17 protein-coding genes are annotated in these 17,916 nt (G+C 39.3%); all 17 read left to right on the top strand.

The window, feature by feature from the left end; all coding sequences use genetic code 11:
* Positions 1-275: 275 nt before the first annotated feature.
* Complete coding sequence (gene rpoB, locus AMET_RS22415; RefSeq protein WP_012065449.1) at positions 276-4,016, top strand: DNA-directed RNA polymerase subunit beta; 3,741 nt, start codon at positions 276-278, stop codon at positions 4,014-4,016.
* Between the two features lie 51 nt (positions 4,017-4,067).
* Complete coding sequence (gene rpoC / locus AMET_RS22410) at positions 4,068-7,583, top strand: DNA-directed RNA polymerase subunit beta' (RefSeq protein ID WP_012065448.1); 3,516 nt, start codon at positions 4,068-4,070, stop codon at positions 7,581-7,583.
* Positions 7,584-7,716: 133 nt separating this feature from the next.
* Positions 7,717-7,959, top strand: a complete 243-nt coding sequence (locus AMET_RS22405) for a ribosomal L7Ae/L30e/S12e/Gadd45 family protein (protein WP_012065447.1) — start codon at positions 7,717-7,719, stop codon at positions 7,957-7,959.
* A 117-nt stretch (positions 7,960-8,076) separates the two neighbouring features.
* Positions 8,077-8,496, top strand: coding sequence for a 30S ribosomal protein S12 (rpsL, locus tag AMET_RS22400; RefSeq protein ID WP_012065446.1), 420 nt, complete (start codon positions 8,077-8,079; stop codon positions 8,494-8,496).
* 154 nt (positions 8,497-8,650) lie between these two features.
* Positions 8,651-9,121, top strand: coding sequence for a 30S ribosomal protein S7 (gene rpsG, locus AMET_RS22395; RefSeq protein ID WP_012065445.1), 471 nt, complete (start codon positions 8,651-8,653; stop codon positions 9,119-9,121).
* A 102-nt stretch (positions 9,122-9,223) separates the two neighbouring features.
* Positions 9,224-11,293, top strand: a complete 2,070-nt coding sequence (gene fusA, locus AMET_RS22390) for an elongation factor G (protein WP_012065444.1) — start codon at positions 9,224-9,226, stop codon at positions 11,291-11,293.
* A 125-nt stretch (positions 11,294-11,418) separates the two neighbouring features.
* The gene (gene tuf, locus AMET_RS22385) at positions 11,419-12,612 is read left to right on the top strand and encodes an elongation factor Tu (protein WP_012065443.1); all 1,194 of its coding nucleotides are present in this window, start codon (positions 11,419-11,421) and stop codon (positions 12,610-12,612) included.
* A gap of 343 nt (positions 12,613-12,955) precedes the next feature.
* Complete coding sequence (rpsJ, locus tag AMET_RS22380; RefSeq protein WP_012065442.1) at positions 12,956-13,270, top strand: 30S ribosomal protein S10; 315 nt, start codon at positions 12,956-12,958, stop codon at positions 13,268-13,270.
* Between the two features lie 103 nt (positions 13,271-13,373).
* Positions 13,374-14,006, top strand: a complete 633-nt coding sequence (gene rplC / locus AMET_RS22375) for a 50S ribosomal protein L3 (protein ID WP_012065441.1) — start codon at positions 13,374-13,376, stop codon at positions 14,004-14,006.
* A 26-nt stretch (positions 14,007-14,032) separates the two neighbouring features.
* Positions 14,033-14,656: a 50S ribosomal protein L4 gene (gene rplD, locus AMET_RS22370; protein WP_012065440.1), complete on the top strand. Its 624-nt coding sequence runs from the start codon at positions 14,033-14,035 to the stop codon at positions 14,654-14,656.
* A complete protein-coding gene (gene rplW / locus AMET_RS22365; RefSeq protein ID WP_012065439.1) occupies positions 14,656-14,946 on the top strand; it encodes a 50S ribosomal protein L23 in 291 nt (96 codons plus the stop codon). Before rplD ends, rplW begins: the two co-directional genes overlap by 1 nt.
* 33 nt (positions 14,947-14,979) lie before the next feature.
* Positions 14,980-15,810 (top strand): 50S ribosomal protein L2, encoded by an 831-nt coding sequence (rplB, locus tag AMET_RS22360; protein ID WP_012065438.1) that lies wholly within the window; start codon positions 14,980-14,982, stop codon positions 15,808-15,810.
* A gap of 42 nt (positions 15,811-15,852) precedes the next feature.
* Positions 15,853-16,134 carry a 30S ribosomal protein S19 gene (gene rpsS, locus AMET_RS22355; protein ID WP_012065437.1) on the top strand — a complete coding sequence of 94 codons (282 nt, stop codon included), beginning with the start codon at positions 15,853-15,855 and terminating at the stop codon, positions 16,132-16,134.
* A 30-nt stretch (positions 16,135-16,164) separates the two neighbouring features.
* The gene (rplV, locus tag AMET_RS22350) at positions 16,165-16,497 is read left to right on the top strand and encodes a 50S ribosomal protein L22 (RefSeq protein WP_012065436.1); all 333 of its coding nucleotides are present in this window, start codon (positions 16,165-16,167) and stop codon (positions 16,495-16,497) included.
* A gap of 19 nt (positions 16,498-16,516) precedes the next feature.
* Entirely contained in the window at positions 16,517-17,221 is a 705-nt protein-coding gene (gene rpsC, locus AMET_RS22345) for a 30S ribosomal protein S3 (RefSeq protein ID WP_012065435.1), read from the top strand.
* Positions 17,222-17,253: 32 nt separating this feature from the next.
* Positions 17,254-17,697: a 50S ribosomal protein L16 gene (gene rplP / locus AMET_RS22340; RefSeq protein WP_012065434.1), complete on the top strand. Its 444-nt coding sequence runs from the start codon at positions 17,254-17,256 to the stop codon at positions 17,695-17,697.
* Complete coding sequence (rpmC, locus tag AMET_RS22335) at positions 17,687-17,890, top strand: 50S ribosomal protein L29 (protein ID WP_012065433.1); 204 nt, start codon at positions 17,687-17,689, stop codon at positions 17,888-17,890. The genes rplP and rpmC overlap by 11 nt, the downstream gene beginning before the upstream one ends.
* Positions 17,891-17,916 lie beyond the last annotated feature (26 nt).

The raw sequence follows: 17,916 nt of genomic DNA, 5'->3' as shown, positions 1-17,916 counted from the left end.
GAAATGTTGACAAACTGTATCTCTTATGTTAAAATTATACATTGCATAATATTATACTATTTGACACTGCTATCTAAACTGATAAGACCGTCAAAACCCTGCAAGGATTAATAAAGACCGTATAAAAAAGACAACCAAGGGCAATAGTATAGTAGATGATCGTATGTAAAAATAAACCAAAAGCAAAATAAAAGGCTTTTGGCTATTTTCAATCATAGAGTAGAAAAAAAGAAAGTAATTTCTTTTAACTTTAACACAAGGGGTGAATTAAATTGATGCCACATCCTGTCCAGCTTGGCAAGAAAGTTAGAATGAGTTATTCACAAATCAATGAAGTGCTTGACATGCCAAATTTGATTGAACTCCAAAAAGAAGCGTATGACTGGTTTTTAGATGAAGGATTACGTGAAGTGTTTAACGACATTTCACCGATTCAAGACTACACTGGGAACCTGATTTTGGAGTTTGTTGATTATTCCCTTGATGAAAATCCTAAGTACGATGTTGGGGAGTCAAAGGAAAGAGACGCCACATATGCTGCACCATTAAAAGTAAAAGTGAGGCTAATCAACAAAGAAACTGGAGAAGTGAAAGAACAGGAAGTTTTTATGGGAGACTTTCCTTTAATGACAGACACCGGTACCTTTATTATTAATGGTGCAGAACGGGTTATTGTCAGCCAGTTAGTTCGTTCACCAGGGGTTTATTACAATCGACAGTTTGATAAAACTGGTAAACAGTTGTATTCTGCTACAGTGATCCCAAATCGTGGAGCTTGGCTAGAGTATGAAACAGATTCCAATGATGTGGTTTCTGTAAGAGTAGACCGGACAAGAAAACAGCCTGCAACAGTACTCTTAAGGGCACTGGGGTATGGAACTGACCAACAAATTAAAGATTTGCTGGGAGAAGACGAAAGAATTTTAGCAACACTTGAGAAGGATAATACGAAAACTGCAGAAGAAGGGCTACTTGAGATTTACAAGAAATTAAGACCAGGTGAGCCACCAACAATTGAGAGTGCTACTTCTTTAATCAACACTTTGTTTTTTGATGCAAAGCGTTATGATTTGGCAAAAGTAGGACGATATAAGTTTAGCAAAAAATTATCTCTGGCAAATCGAATTATGAGCCATAAAGCGGCTGAAAATGTTTCTGATCCACAAACAGGAGAAATCCTTGTGGAGGAAGGCACCAAAATTGATCGTGAGATTTCTTTATTAATCCAAAACTCTGGAATTAATGAAGTACATGTCTATTCAGAGGAAAACAAGAAAATTAAAGTCATCGGTAATCATTTTGTTGACATTAAAACACATATTGACTTTGATATTCAAGATTTGAAGCTTAGGGAGCGGGTTTATTATCCTGTACTAAGGGAAATTCTTGACACATTCGACTCTGAAGCAGAAATTAAAGAAGCATTAAAAGAAAGAAAGCGAGAGCTGATTCCAAAGCATATCTTAAAATCAGATATTGTCGCTTCCATCAATTATGCATTTAATTTAGCCCATGAAATTGGTAATGTGGATGATATTGATCATCTAGGTAATAGAAGATTGAGATCAGTAGGTGAGTTGCTTCAAAATCAATTTAGAATTGGACTCTCTCGAATGGAGAGAGTGGTTAAGGAACGGATGACAATTCAAGATGTGGATTTAGTAACACCCCAGGCCTTGATTAATATCCGCCCCGTAGCGGCCTCCATTAAAGAGTTTTTTGGAAGCTCTCAATTATCTCAGTTTATGGATCAGACAAACCCATTGGCAGAGCTGACTCACAAAAGAAGGCTTTCTGCACTAGGACCTGGTGGTCTTTCTAGAGAACGTGCGGGGTTTGAGGTTCGAGATGTACATCATTCCCACTATGGAAGAATGTGTCCTATTGAGACCCCTGAAGGACCTAACATTGGACTGATCAACTCATTGAGCTCATATGCAAGAATCAATGAATATGGATTTATTGAATCGCCTTATCGGAAGGTAGATAAAAAGCGGGATGTTGTTACGACGGATATTGAGTATCTGACAGCTGATGAGGAAGACCTGTTTATTATAGCTCAGGCCAATGAGCCATTAGATGAAGAAGGAAAATTTGGAAACAAGCGTGTTACTTCTAGAACTAAGTTTGGTGGAATTGATGTTGTGCCATTTGATGAAGTGGATTATATGGATGTATCACCAAAACAGGTTGTATCTGTTGCAACTGCCATGATTCCCTTCCTTGAAAATGACGATGCCAACCGTGCACTAATGGGGTCGAACATGCAACGACAAGCTGTACCACTGCTTATTACAGATGCACCGATAATTGGAACTGGAATGGAGTACAAGGCTGCAAAGGATTCTGGCGTTGTAGTAGTTGCCCGAAACAGCGGAATTGTAGACTATGTGGCTTCTAATGAGATCGTGGTTAAATTGGAAGATGGACAAAAGGATCGATACAAGTTATTGAAGTTCAAGCGTTCTAATCAAGGAACTTGCATTAACCAAAAACCGATTGTGAGTAAGGGTGAACGTATCGAAGCAGGAGATGTGATCGCTGATGGACCTTCCACGGACCGAGGGGAAATTGCCCTAGGTAGAAACTGTCTTGTGGGCTTTATGGCTTGGGAAGGATACAATTTTGAGGATGCTATTTTAATTAATGAAAAGCTAGTCAAAGAAGATGCATTAACAACAATACACATTGAAGAATATGAATCAGAGGCTAGAGATACAAAGCTAGGACCAGAAGAAATCACTCGAGACATACCTAATGTGGGTGAAGACTCCCTGAAGGACTTAGATGAAAGAGGCGTCATTCGAATCGGAGCAGAAGTTGAATCCGGCGACATTTTAGTCGGAAAAGTAACCCCAAAGGGGGAAACTGAATTAACTGCTGAAGAACGTTTGCTGAGAGCGATTTTTGGGGAAAAGGCAAGAGAAGTTCGAGATACTTCCCTGAAGGTACCTCATGGAGAGAATGGAATCATTGTAGACATCAAGGTATTTACTCGAGAAAATGGAGATGAACTACCACCAGGCGTAAACGAACTGGTTCGTGTCTATATTGCTAAAAAGAAAAAAATCAATGTTGGAGACAAAATGGCGGGGCGTCATGGAAATAAAGGGGTTATTTCGAGAATATTACCTCAAGAAGACATGCCGTTCTTAGAGGATGGAACCCCATTAGAGATTGTACTAAATCCACTGGGTGTACCTTCTCGTATGAACATCGGACAGATCCTAGAGGTCCATTTAGGACTTGCAGCTAAAGCACTTGGCTGGAAGGTGGCCACCCCAGTATTTGATGGTGCCAATGAGTTTGACATTATGGATGCCCTAGAAGAATCAGGATATCCACGTGGAGGTAAGTTGAAGCTTCAAGACGGTAGAACCGGAGAAGCCTTTGATAACCCTGTAACAGTAGGATATATGTACATGCTGAAGCTACATCACTTGGTTGATGATAAAATCCATGCTAGAAGTACAGGACCATATTCATTAGTAACACAGCAACCCCTAGGCGGAAAAGCACAATTCGGGGGACAGCGTTTTGGTGAGATGGAAGTGTGGGCACTTGAGGCCTACGGAGCGGCACATACGCTTCAAGAAATTCTGACTGTGAAGTCTGATGATGTTGTAGGACGGGTTAAAACCTATGAATGTATTGTAAAGGGTGAAAACATACCTGAACCGGGTGTGCCAGAATCCTTTAAAGTATTAATTAAAGAGCTTCAGAGTTTATGCTTAGACGTCAAAGTACTCACTGATGATGATCATGAACTAGAGATCAAAGAAACGATTGATGACGATGCAGGCGAAATGAGCCTAGAACATGGTGACTTTGATTATGGTTTAGAAGAACCAACTGTTCCTGAAGGAAGTCATATAACTGATGAGGAAGAGAAGGACGAAGACAATGATAGCGAGGAAGCGTTAATTACAGAGGAAGACTTTGAACCCACCAGCGTTGAAACTGAATATGCAGAAGATGATGATGAGTTTGATGGGTATAATGACTTTAAGGCATAGCCGGCTAGGTTATAGGAGAGCTTATAGATTATTAGAAGGGAGAGAGACTCCTTGTATGAATTAAACAACTTTAGATCAATTAAAATTGCATTAGCTTCTCCAGAAAAAATTCGCCAATGGTCAAAAGGAGAAGTGAAAAAACCAGAAACAATCAATTATAGAACTTTAAAGCCCGAAAAAGAAGGGCTCTTTTGTGAAAAGATTTTTGGACCTACCCGTGATTGGGAGTGCCACTGTGGGAAGTACAAACGGGTCAGATACAAAGGCGTTGTTTGTGATCGTTGCGGTGTCGAAGTCACAAAGTCTAAGGTAAGAAGAGAACGAATGGGGCATATCGAATTAGCTGCCCCGGTTTCTCATATTTGGTATTTTAAAGGAATTCCCAGTAGAATGGGTCTGTTACTAGACATGTCCCCAAGGTCTTTAGAGAAAGTATTGTACTTCGCTGCATACATCGTCATTAATCCTGGAGAGACACCATTGACTGAAAAACAAATTCTAACGGAAAAAGAATATGCTGATGCAATAGAGAAATACGGGCCAAAATTCAAGGCGGGTATGGGTGCTGAGGCTGTCAAGGGTTTATTAGAAAGCATTGATTTAGATGCCATGAACATCGAATTAAGACACAAGCTCAAAGAGAGCACTGGACAAAAACGGATTCGTACCGTCAGAAGACTAGAGGTTGTAGAAGCCTTTAGAAAGTCTAAAAACAATCCAGCGTGGATGATTCTAGATGTTGTCCCTGTTATTCCTCCAGATCTAAGACCAATGGTTCAGTTGGATGGAGGGCGTTTTGCTACTTCAGACTTAAATGATTTATACAGAAGAGTAATCAATCGAAACAATAGATTAAAGAGATTGCTAGACTTAGGCGCACCAGATATTATTGTTCGTAATGAAAAAAGAATGCTTCAAGAAGCAGTGGATGCATTAATTGATAATGGGCGTCGTGGAAAGCCAGTAACAGGACCTGGAAATAGACCATTAAAATCTTTGTCTGATATGCTAAAGGGTAAACAGGGTCGTTTCCGACAAAACTTACTAGGAAAGCGTGTTGACTACTCAGGACGTTCTGTAATCGTTGTTGGACCTGAACTGAAATTCTATCAATGTGGATTACCAAAACAAATGGCCTTAGAGCTTTTCAAACCATTTGTGATGAAGAAGCTGGTTCAGGAAAACTATGCTCATAATATCAAAAGTGCTAAACGAATGGTGGAAAAAGTAAAACCTGAAGTATGGGGTGTACTGGAAGAAGTCATTAGTCAACATCCTGTGCTACTAAATCGTGCACCTACGCTGCATAGATTGGGAATACAAGCATTTGAGCCAATCCTAGTAGAAGGAAAAGCAATTAAGCTACATCCATTGGTATGTACAGCCTACAATGCTGACTTTGATGGAGACCAAATGGCTGTTCACGTGCCATTATCTGTTGAAGCTCAGGCTGAATCAAGATTTTTAATGTTATCCATTAATAATATCCTAGCTCCAAAGGATGGCGAACCAATTACAACCCCAACTCAGGATATGGTCCTTGGATGCTATTATTTAACAATACAGGATGAAGGTGTTCTAGGTGAAGGTACAATATTCAAGGATTTTGAAGAACTATTGCTTGCCTATGAAACGAAAGCAGTCAGCCTTCATGCAAAGGTTAAAGTGAGAATGAAACTAAGTGCTGAGGATTCTGGTAAACTTGTGGAGAGTACAGTGGGTCGATTTATATTTAATGAAAAAATTCCACAGGATTTAGGATTTGTTGATCGTAGCAAGGATTTGTATGCATTAGAGGTTGACTTCTTATGTACTAAAGGTGCATTAGGTAAGGTCATTGGTAAGTGCTTTAGAAAGCATGGAAACACCATTACCTCCATCATGCTAGACTATATTAAAGAATTAGGATTCAAGTACTCTACCCGAGGTGCCATTACTGTTGCGGTTTCGGACATGGATGTACCAGAAGCAAAGGCAGAATTGATTTCTCAAGCAGAACAACGTGTTGATAAGTATGAGAAGGCATTTAGAAGAGGGTTAATCTCTGATGAAGAAAGATATGAGAAAGTAATCGAAACATGGACAGAAACCACAGAAAAAGTAACGGATGCATTGATGGCAGGCTTAGATAGATTTAATAACATATTTATCATGGCTGATTCAGGAGCCCGTGGTAGTAAAAATCAGATCCGTCAATTAGGTGGTATGCGTGGATTGATGGCCAATGCGTCGGGACATACCGTTGAAATACCAATCAAATCTAACTTCCGTGAAGGGCTGACGGTACTAGAGTACTTTACTTCCACCCACGGAGCTAGAAAAGGTCTTGCAGATACAGCCCTACGTACGGCGGATTCTGGATACCTAACGAGACGTTTAGTAGATGTAAGCCAAGATGTGATCATTAGAGAATTGGATTGCGGTACTGAAACAGGTATTGTGGCAAAGGCATTTAAGGATGGCAATGAAGTGATTGAGGAACTATACTTCCGGATTGTTGGAAGACATTCAATTGATGACATCATTCATCCAGAGACAAAAAAAGTGATTGTTCCCAAGGGTGATATTATATTTGAAGATGCCGCTGAAACAATCACTGAGGCGGGTATCGAGAAGGTTGCAATTCGATCTGCCTTGGCTTGCCGTTCGAAGCATGGGGTTTGTGGTACCTGCTATGGACGAAACCTAGCTACAGGAGAGCCGGTTAAGGTAGGAGAAGCCGTGGGAATTATTGCAGCTCAATCCATTGGAGAACCAGGAACACAGTTAACCATGCGTACCTTCCATACTGGTGGGGTAGCTGGATCGGATATTACCCAAGGTCTTCCGAGGGTTGAAGAGCTTTTCGAGGCAAGAAAACCAAAGGGATTAGCTATTATTAGTGAAATCTCTGGTAAGGTAGACATTAGTGAGAGCAAGAGAAAGCGAGAAGTAACGGTAACTGATGAAAATCAAGAAGTCGTGACCTACACGATTCCTTACGGATCTCGGGTAAAGGTTAAACAGGGGCAAATCCTTGAACCAGGAGACGAAATCACTGAAGGATCTGTTAACCCCCATGATATTTTGAGAATCAAAGGTGTTGAAGGGGTGCAAACCTACATTATTAAAGAAGTACAACGGGTGTATCGTCTACAAGGCGTTGATATCAATGATAAACATATTGAGGTCATCTCCAGACAAATGCTTAGTCGAATCAAAGTCGAGGAAGCTGGGGATACAGAATTATTGCCAGGAAGCTTAGAAAATGTCTTTGCATTTGAACTGGCCAATCAAAAGGCAATTGAAGAGGGTGGAGAACCAGCCACTGGTAACATCGCATTACTTGGAATTACAAAGGCATCCCTGGCTACTGATTCCTTCTTATCAGCTGCATCCTTTCAAGAGACCACAAGGGTCTTAACGGAAGCTGCCATTAAAGGTAAAGAGGATCACCTAATCGGGCTTAAAGAGAATGTAATTATTGGTAAACTCATTCCTGCAGGTACTGGAATGAAGAGATATAAGAACATTGCCATCAGTACAGAAACCGATGAAAAGCTAGATGAGATAGAAGAAACATTGTAATTAACAAAGAAGTTGTTGACACTATTTTTAACAAGTGTTAAAATGTTTAAGTGTGTAAGTCATGTGAAAGTTGACTTTTTGTATCCGGGAGATCACATGATCTCCCTGGATATCTAAAAAGGAGGATACTTTAATGCTAGAAAAGCTACAACATGCAAAAAAAGTGATAGGAATAAAAGAAACAAAAAAGGCTCTAAAACAAGGTGAGGTTACAGTCCTTTATATTGCAAAGGATGCAGCTAAAAATGTTGTGGAACCAATTGAAGAATTAGCCAAAGAACAAAATATCGCTATTGTTCCAGTGGATTCAATGAAGAAGCTAGGGCAAGCATGCGGAATTGATGTAGCAGCAGCTGTGGCAGCCACAATAAAATGACAGTTGGGTTCAACTAAATAAGAAGTATTCACTTTGTTAAAAAACAGTTTATCTGCACTAAGGGCAGATAAATGTTTTTCTATGTTATTAGTTAATCTTTGGAAGGAGGTGCAATAAATGCCAACAATTAACCAGTTAGTCCGTAAAGGAAGAAAAGCAGTTCAAGAGAAATCAACAGCTCCTGCTCTTCAAAAAGGTTTCAACTCTTTAAAGAGAAAATCAACTGATTTGAGCGCACCACAAAAAAGAGGTGTATGTACTTCAGTAAAGACCATCACACCTAAGAAGCCTAACTCTGCCTTAAGAAAAGTAGCAAGGGTTAGATTGACAAATGGGATTGAGGTAAGTGCATATATCCCAGGAATCGGACACAACCTGCAAGAACATAGTGTTGTTTTGATTAGAGGTGGAAGAATCAAAGATTTACCAGGAGTTAGATACCATATCGTAAGAGGTACATTAGATACTGCCGGTGTCGCAAACAGAATGCAAGGTAGATCTAAGTACGGTGCCAAAAGACCAAAAGACAAGAAATAAAGATCGTCGGAGCGATAATGCATAGATATATTCTACCCCTTACCATATAGGGTACCAGTTCATAACGAGCATTACTGCGCACAACGGCAATTGATGCAATTGTCGAGTACCGATGAAATGATTAGACAAGATATCATTTGAGGAGGGAAGCAAAGTGCCAAGAAAAGGAAATGTACCTAAAAGAGAAGTGTTAGCCGATCCAATTCACGGAAGTATGGTAGTTGCAAAATTAATCAACAGCGTGATGTTAGACGGTAAAAAAGGAACTGCACAAAACATTGTTTATGGGGCTTTCGATATAATTAAAGAAAGAGCAGAAGAAAATCCTGTAGAAGTGTTTGAAAAAGCAATGAATAATATCATGCCTGTTTTAGAAGTAAAGGCTAGACGTGTTGGTGGAGCCAACTATCAAGTGCCAATTGAGGTTAGACCTGAAAGAAGGCAAACTTTAGGCTTAAGGTGGTTAGTGAAATACACAAGAGCTAGAGGCGAAAAAGGGATGATTGAAAAATTAGCTAAGGAAATTATGGATGCTGCAAACAACACAGGGTCCTCTGTGAAGAAGAAAGAAGATACACATAAAATGGCAGAGGCAAACAAAGCATTTGCACATTATAGATGGTAAAATCAAGTTTAATATAGCGCTTTTAGGAGATGCTATAAGCAGAATGCTGTTAGTATATGCGATAGAGTAGATGTTGCATTTTGCATGGGAGGAGGAAGAGTAGTGCCAAGAGAATTTCCACTAGAAAGAACAAGAAATATCGGTATTATGGCTCATATTGATGCCGGAAAGACGACTACTACAGAGAGAATTTTATTTTACAGTGGTACAACACGTAAGTTAGGTGAAACCCATGAAGGTGCATCACAGATGGACTGGATGGATCAAGAGAAGGAAAGAGGTATCACAATTACCTCGGCTGCTACTACTTGTCAATGGTTGAACCATAGAGTTAACATCATTGATACACCAGGTCACGTGGACTTCACTGTAGAGGTAGAAAGATCTTTAAGAGTACTAGATGGTGCTGTAGCTGTATTCTGTGCTAAGGGTGGGGTAGAACCTCAATCTGAAACAGTATGGCGACAAGGAGATAAATATAAAGTTCCGAGAATGGCCTTCGTTAATAAAATGGATCGCCAAGGAGCAGATTTTTTCAATGTGATGCAAATGATGATAGATCGATTAGCCGCCAATCCTGTTGCAGTTCAATTGCCAATAGGTAGTGAAGAGGAATTCACAGGAATCATTGATCTTGTCAAAATGGAGGCAACTATATACCTTGACGATGTAGGGCAAGAAACGAAAATTGTAGAAATCCCTGAAGAGTTGAAGGAGTTAGCTGTAGAATACAGAGAAAAGCTTGTAGAGGCTGTTTCTGAAACAAGTGAAGAGTTAATGATGAAATATCTAGAGGGTGAAGCCTTAACAGAGGAAGAGCTTGTAAAGGGTATTAGACAAGGAACAATAAATGTTCAAATCACGCCAGTATATTGTGGTTCAGCTTACAAGAACAAGGGCGTGCAACTTCTTCTTGATGGTGTTGTTGCTTATATGCCTTCACCGCTCGACATTCCGGCGATTAGTGGAATTGATGCAGACACACAAGAAGAGATAGAAAGACATGCAGATGATAGTGAACCATTCTCAGCTTTAGCCTTTAAAATCATGGCGGATCCGTATGTAGGAAAATTAGCTTTTTTCCGCGTATACTCAGGAACCCTTGATGCAGGGTCTTATGTATTAAACTCTACTAAAGGGAAAAAAGAGAGAATTGGACGAATTCTTCAAATGCATGCCAACACAAGAGCGGAAATTCCAACAGTATATGCAGGCGATATCGCTGCAGCTGTAGGACTTAAGGATACCACAACTGGAGACACATTATGTGATCCAACAGATGCTGTTATCTTAGAATCAATGGTATTCCCAGAGCCTGTTATCTCTGTTGCCATTGAGCCAAAGACTAAGGCTGGTCAAGAAAAGATGGGCGTTGCTCTTCAAAAGCTTGCTGAGGAAGATCCGACATTTAAAACCTACACAGATGAAGAAACTTCTCAAACAATTATTGCAGGTATGGGTGAGCTTCACTTAGAAATCATCGTAGATAGAATGATGCGTGAGTTTAAAGTGGAAGCAACTGTGGGAAAACCACAGGTTGCTTACAAAGAAACAATCACAAAGGCAGTGGAAGTGGAAGCGAAATATGCCAAGCAATCTGGTGGTCGTGGACAATACGGACATGTTAAGATTCGTATGATACCTCAAGAGCCTGGTATTGGATATGAGTTTACTAACTCAACTGTTGGAGGATCCATTCCAAGAGAATACGTCCCAGCTGTTGACCAAGGAATTCAAGGTGCTATGGTAAATGGTATCTTAGCTGGTTATGAAGTTGTAGATTTCAAGGTAGAACTATATGATGGTTCTTATCATGATGTTGACTCTTCTGAAATGGCCTTTAAGATTGCCGGTTCAATGGCATTTAAAGAAGGTATGAGAAAAGCAAGTCCTGCATTACTTGAGCCATACATGAAGGTAGAAGTTGTGACACCTGAAGACTATATGGGAGACGTTATTGGAGATTTAAACTCTAGACGTGGACAGATAGAAGGTATGGAATCGAGATCGGGCGCACAAGTCATTAAAGCCTTTGTACCACTTTCTGAAATGTTTGGATATTCTACTGACCTTCGTTCAAAAACCCAAGGTCGCGCAACGTACTCTATGCACTTTAATCATTACGCTCAAGTACCTGCAAGCATCTCAGAAAAAATTATGACAGGTAAGTAAAAAGTGTAACCCTTTGGGGTTACGGTATAGAACTGGGGTAGGAAGTACGAAACTATCCCAAACTCTATATACTTAGTTTAATGAAAATACATTTAAATAATGATTTATATAAGGAGGAAAATAGAATGGGAAAAGCAAAATTTGAAAGAAGTAAACCACATGTTAATATTGGAACAATTGGTCACGTAGACCACGGTAAAACAACGTTAACAGCAGCAATCACAATCACAATGCACAACAGGTATGGGACAGGTGGAGCGGTAGCCTTCGATATGATCGATAAGGCACCAGAAGAAAGAGAAAGAGGAATCACAATTTCAACAGCTCACGTGGAGTACGAAACAGACAAGAGACATTATGCTCACGTAGACTGCCCAGGACATGCTGATTATGTAAAGAACATGATTACAGGAGCAGCACAAATGGACGGAGCGATTTTAGTTTGTTCAGCAGCGGATGGTCCAATGCCTCAAACAAGAGAGCATATCCTATTATCAAGACAAGTAGGTGTACCATACATCGTCGTATTCCTAAACAAGTGTGACATGGTAGATGACGAAGAATTACTAGAGTTAGTAGAGATGGAAGTAAGAGATCTATTAAACATGTATGAATTCCCAGGAGATGACACACCAGTAATCATGGGGTCAGCATTAAAAGCATTAGAAGATCCAGCAGGTCCATGGGGAGACAAAATTGTTGAATTATTCGATGCAATTGACACATGGATTCCAGAGCCAGTAAGAGATACAGATAAGCCATTCCTAATGCCAGTAGAGGATGTATTCTCAATTACAGGTAGAGGAACAGTAGCAACAGGAAGAATCGAAAGAGGAATTGTAAAAGTACAAGAAGAGATTTCTCTAGTTGGATTATCAGAAGCACCAAGAAAGCTAGTTGTAACAGGAGTAGAGATGTTTAGAAAGCTTCTAGATCAAGGACAAGCTGGAGATAATGTTGGAATCTTATTAAGAGGTATCCAAAGAGATGAAATCGAAAGAGGACAAGTATTGGCGAAGACAGGTTCGATTCAGCCACATACAAAGTTCATGGCTGAAGTATATGTATTGAAAAAAGAAGAGGGTGGAAGACATACGCCATTCTTTGATGGATACAGACCACAGTTTTATTTTAGAACAACAGACGTAACGGGATCAATTAAATTACCAGAAGGAGTAGAAATGGTAATGCCAGGAGATAACATCACAATGGAAATTGAACTGATTAGCCCAATTGCAACAGAAGAAGGATTAAGATTTGCTATCCGAGAGGGTGGAAGAACAGTTGGAGCTGGAGTTGTCGCTTCTATTATAGAGTAATTTCAATACAATAACTGTTAAGTAAATGGCATATAGAAGAAGAGCGCGTCTCTTCTTCTATATCTATTTTAAACACTTTGAAAAAAGCTTTAAAAAATTAAAGAAAAGCCTTGATATTTAAATGAACTTGGTATAAAATATATTAGTGTGCTGAGACGGCGATGATACGAAAGGTTACCCACCCTAGGGAAAATTTTCGTTGAGAATGTCTTGATCTAAGAATCGGGCGACGGGATTTCTGCAAACTGTTTTTTAAAAAATTATCAACACACCCGGAACAGTGTATCAGTGATCCGAGTCGTACGTCCAAACTACGTGCGATGAGAAGGAGGGAAATCAAGTTATGAGTAAAGCAAATCAAAAAATCAGAATCCGTTTAAAGGGATATGATCACAAAGCAGTAGATCAGTCTGCTGAAAAAATTGTAGCAACTGCAAAAAAGAGTGGCGCTGAGGTTTCAGGACCTATTCCACTACCGACAGAGAAGCAAATCATTACAATCTTGAGAGCGGTTCACAAGTACAAAGACGCTAGAGAACAATTCGAGATGAGAACTCACAAAAGATTGATTGACATTTTAAGCCCTACACCAAAGACAGTCGACTTATTAATGAGACTAGACTTGCCAGCTGGCGTAGATATTGAAATCAAGTTGTAAGACCCAGTGAATACACTAAGATATTAAGATGGATATAGATACATCCAATTTTAGTATGATTACTTAATGTAATCCGCTGTAAGATTATTAGGAGGTGTAAGTTATGAAAGGATTAATGGGTAGAAAAGTCGGCATGACACAAATCTTCAATGAAGATGGAATCGTAACTCCTGTTACAGTTATTGAAGTAGCGGAAAATGTCGTAACTCAAATAAAGTCTGATGAAACAGACGGATACAATTCAGTACAGGTAGGTTATGGAGAGAAGAAAATCAAAAATACAATCAAGCCTTTACAAGGTCATTTTGAAAAGGCAGGAACAACACCTAAGAGAACAATGAAGGAATTCCGAGTAGACAGCACAGAAGGATTTACTGCAGGCCAAGAGCTAAAGGCAGATCTTTTTCAAGCTGGAGACAAGGTTGATGTAACAGGAATATCTAAAGGTAAAGGGTTCCAAGGTGTTATCAAGAGACACGGACAAAGTAGAGGTCCAATGGCCCATGGTTCAAGATATCACAGAAGACCAGGTTCAATGGGAGCTTCCGCTTATCCAGGTCGTGTGTTTAAAGGTAAAAATCTGCCGGGACATATGGGTAATGTACAGGTAACTGCACAAAACCTAGAAATCGTAAGAGTAGACCTTGAAAAGAACTTACTTTTAATTAAAGGTGCCGTACCTGGCCCTAAAAAAGGTGTTCTTGTAATCCAAACAACAGTGAAACAAGGAAAATAATCTAACTAGAGAAAGGAGGATGTACAATGCCTAAAGTGGCTGTATATAATGTTTCTGGACAAAAAGTAAGTGAAATGGAATTAAGCGAAAATATATTCGGAGTAGAAGTGAACGAACATGTACTTTATGAAGCAGTTAAAAATCAACTAGCTAATAAAAGACAAGGGACACAATCTGCAAAGACTAGAGCTGAAGTTAGAGGTGGAGGCCGAAAGCCTTGGAAACAAAAAGGAACAGGTAGAGCTCGTGCTGGTACAATCCGTTCACCATTATGGATTGGTGGAGGAACTGTGTTTGCACCTAAGCCAAGAGATCACTCCTATACATTACCTAGAAAAGTGAAGAGACTTGCATTGAAGTCTGCTTTAACGTCGAAGGTAAACAACGAAGAGTTGCTTGTATTGGATGAGTTATCTCTTGATACACCAAAGACAAAGGATATGGTAAACATCCTAAAGAATTTAAATGCAGATAAGAAAGTACTACTTGTGGTTGGTGAGAAAAACGAAGCCATCATTAAATCTGCTAGTAACATCCCAGGAGTAACAACTGCCCTAGTAAATACAATTAACGTATATGATATCTTAAATCATGATAAGTTCATTATTACTAAGGACGCAGTTGAAAAAGTGGAGGAGGTGTACGCATAATGACAAATCCACACGATATCATTATCAAGCCAGTCGTAACTGAAAATAGTATGATGGAAATGGCTGAAAAAAAATACACTTTTGTTGTGGCGAAGAAAGCCAATAAGATTGAAATCAAAAAGGCTGTTGAGAAAATCTTCGATGTAAAAGTTGAGAAGGTAAACACAATGAACATGATAGGTAAAATGAAGCGAATGGGTAAGCATATCGGAAGAAGATCAAACTGGAAGAAAGCCGTCGTTACTTTAACTGATGGAAGCAAAGGAATTGAATTCTTCGAAGGTATGTAATTAACGATTCGAAAATGAAGGAGGGAAACCGAAATGGGAATCAAGAAGTTTAGACCTACCTCACCAGGGGTACGACAAATGACTGTTTCTACGTTTGAAGAAATTACAAAAGTAGATCCAGAAAAGTCATTGTTAACACCGCTTTCAAAGTCTGGTGGTAGAAATGCCCACGGTAAAATTACAGTTCGTCATCGCGGTGGCGGCTTAAAAAGACATTATAGAATTATAGATTTCAAAAGAAATAAAGATGATATACCAGCTAAGGTAGCATCAGTTGAGTATGATCCAAATAGAACTGCAAACATTGCATTATTACACTATGTAGATGGAGAAAAAAGATATATCATTGCTCCTAAAGGCTTGAAGGTTGGAGAGATGATCTTTTCTGGACCTGAGTCAGATATTAAAGTAGGTAACGCATTACCACTTATTAACATTCCAGTCGGTACGATTATACACAATATTGAAATGAAACCTGGAAAAGGTGGTCAAATTGCAAGATCTGCAGGAAATTCCGCACAGCTAATGGCTAAAGAAGGAAGATATGCACTGGTAAGATTACCGTCAGGTGAAGTAAGACAAATCTTAATTGAGTGTAGAGCAACAATTGGTCAAGTCGGAAACCTAGACCATGAGAATGTAACAATCGGAAAAGCAGGTAGAAAAAGAAAAATGGGAATTAGACCTACAGTAAGAGGTTCTGCTATGAATCCTAACGATCATCCACACGGTGGTGGTGAAGGTAGATCTCCAATTGGACGACCATCTCCAGTAACACCATGGGGCAAGCCTGCACTTGGATATAAAACACGTAAGAAAAACAAGCATTCTGATAAGTTTATTGTTACAGGAAGAAAAAGATAATATAATCTCATAGTAGAAATATTGCTGAAGGGAGGAAAATTAATGAGTAGATCAGCAAAAAAAGGACCTTTTATTCATAAAGGACTTTTAAGAAAGATAGAAGAAATGAATGAAAAAGATGAGAAAAAAGTGATTAAAGTATGGTCACGAGCATCTACAATTTTCCCGCAAATGATCGGACATACAATTGCGGTTCATGATGGCAGAAAGCATGTTCCAGTATATGTGACAGAAGACATGGTAGGGCATAAATTAGGTGAGTTTGCTCTAACAAGAACCTATAGAGGTCATGATGATGACGAGAAAACATCAAAGAGAAAATAATCGGTTAGATAGAGAAAGGAGGTAGTTGTTGTGGAAGCAAGAGCAATTGCAAAGTTTGTGAGAATCGCACCTAGAAAAGTTAAAATCGTTGTAGACCTTGTAAGAGGAAAGCAAGTAGATGAGGCTTTAGCGATTTTAAAGCATACGCCAAAGGGAGCATCACCAGTTGTGATTAAACTAATCCAGTCAGCAGTAGCAAACGCTGAAAATAATCATGAAATGGATAGAGAGCAATTATTCGTTTCTGAGGTTTATGCAAACCAAGGACCAACAATGAAAAGATTTAGACCAAGAGCCATGGGTCGTGCAACAACTATAAGAAAAAGAACAAGTCATATCGGAATTGTCGTAAAAGAAAAATAGTATTGAAGGAGGGAATAATATGGGTCAAAAAGTAAATCCTCACGGTCTGAGGGTCGGAGTCATTAAGGACTGGGATGCTAAATGGTATGCCAACAAAAGAGACTTCTCAGATTATTTGATTGAAGACCATAGCATCCGAAAATTTGTAAAGAAAAAGCTGTTTTTGTCAGGAATCAATAAAATTGAAACTGAAAGAGCAGCTAATAATAGAGTTAAAATTAATGTCCACACAGCCAAGCCAGGAATGGTAATTGGAAAAGGTGGAATCGGCGTAGAAGAGTTACGTAAAGAGTTAGAAAAAATGACTAAGAAAACTGTCATTGTCAATGTAGTAGAGGTGAAACGACCAGAGGTTGAGTCACAACTAGTAGCTGAGAATATTGCTTTTTCATTAGAGAGAAGAGTTTCTTTTAGAAGAGCGATGAAGCAAGCGATGCAAAGAGCAATGAGAGCAGGAGCAAAAGGAATCAAGGTTTCAACTGCTGGAAGACTTGGTGGAGCAGATATGGCCCGTACCGAAGGATACAGTGAAGGAAATGTACCACTGCATACATTGCGTGCGGACATTGATTACGGATTTGCTGAAGCAGATACAACCTACGGTAAATTAGGAATCAAAGTATGGATCTACAAAGGTGAAATACTACCGACTAAAGGTAAAAATGAAGAAACAAACAATGAAACGGCTGATAACAGTAGAGGTAGAAGAAGAGAAGCTAAGTAATTGACATATTCGAAGGAAAGGAGGAATCGTTCATGTTAATGCCAAAGAGAGTAAAGCGTCGTCGCGTGCACAGAGGTAGAATGACTGGTCAAGCGACTAAGGGAAATAAAGTAACATATGGTGAATATGGGTTAATGGCTCTTGAACCAGCATGGATCACTTCCAATCAAATAGAAGCGGCACGTATTGCTATGACAAGATCTATTAAAAGAGGGGGTAAAGTTTGGATCAAAATTTTCCCTCATAAGCCTGTAACAAAGAAACCAGCTGAAACACGAATGGGTGCCGGAAAAGGTTCACCAGAATTCTGGGTAGCAGTTGTAAAGCCAGGTAGAATCATGTTTGAACTAGCAGGAGTACCTGAAGATAAGGCAAGAGAAGCCTTAAGACTTGCAATGCATAAGCTACCAATTAAAACAAAGTTTGTAACACGACAAGAACAAGAAGTAAAGGGTGGTGAAGCTGATGAAAACTAATGAATTAAGAGATATGACAGATGTAGAATTAAACCAAAAATTATCGGATCTTAAAAGTGAATTGTTTAACTTACGTTTTCAATTAGCAACAGGCCAGCTTGAAAACCCTCTAAGAATCAGAAATGTTCGTAAGGACATTGCTCGTTTAAAAACAATTCTAAGAGAAAATGAACTCAAGCAAGTGAGAGCGTAATATAAATTAGAGTAAGAAGGGAGGCC

It is taken from the genome of Alkaliphilus metalliredigens QYMF, assembly GCF_000016985.1.
GTDB classification, from domain to species: Bacteria; Bacillota; Clostridia; order Peptostreptococcales; family Natronincolaceae; genus Alkaliphilus_A; species Alkaliphilus_A metalliredigens.
Note: the sequence above shows the minus strand (reverse complement) of the source record. Positions and strands in the feature narration are given on the sequence as shown.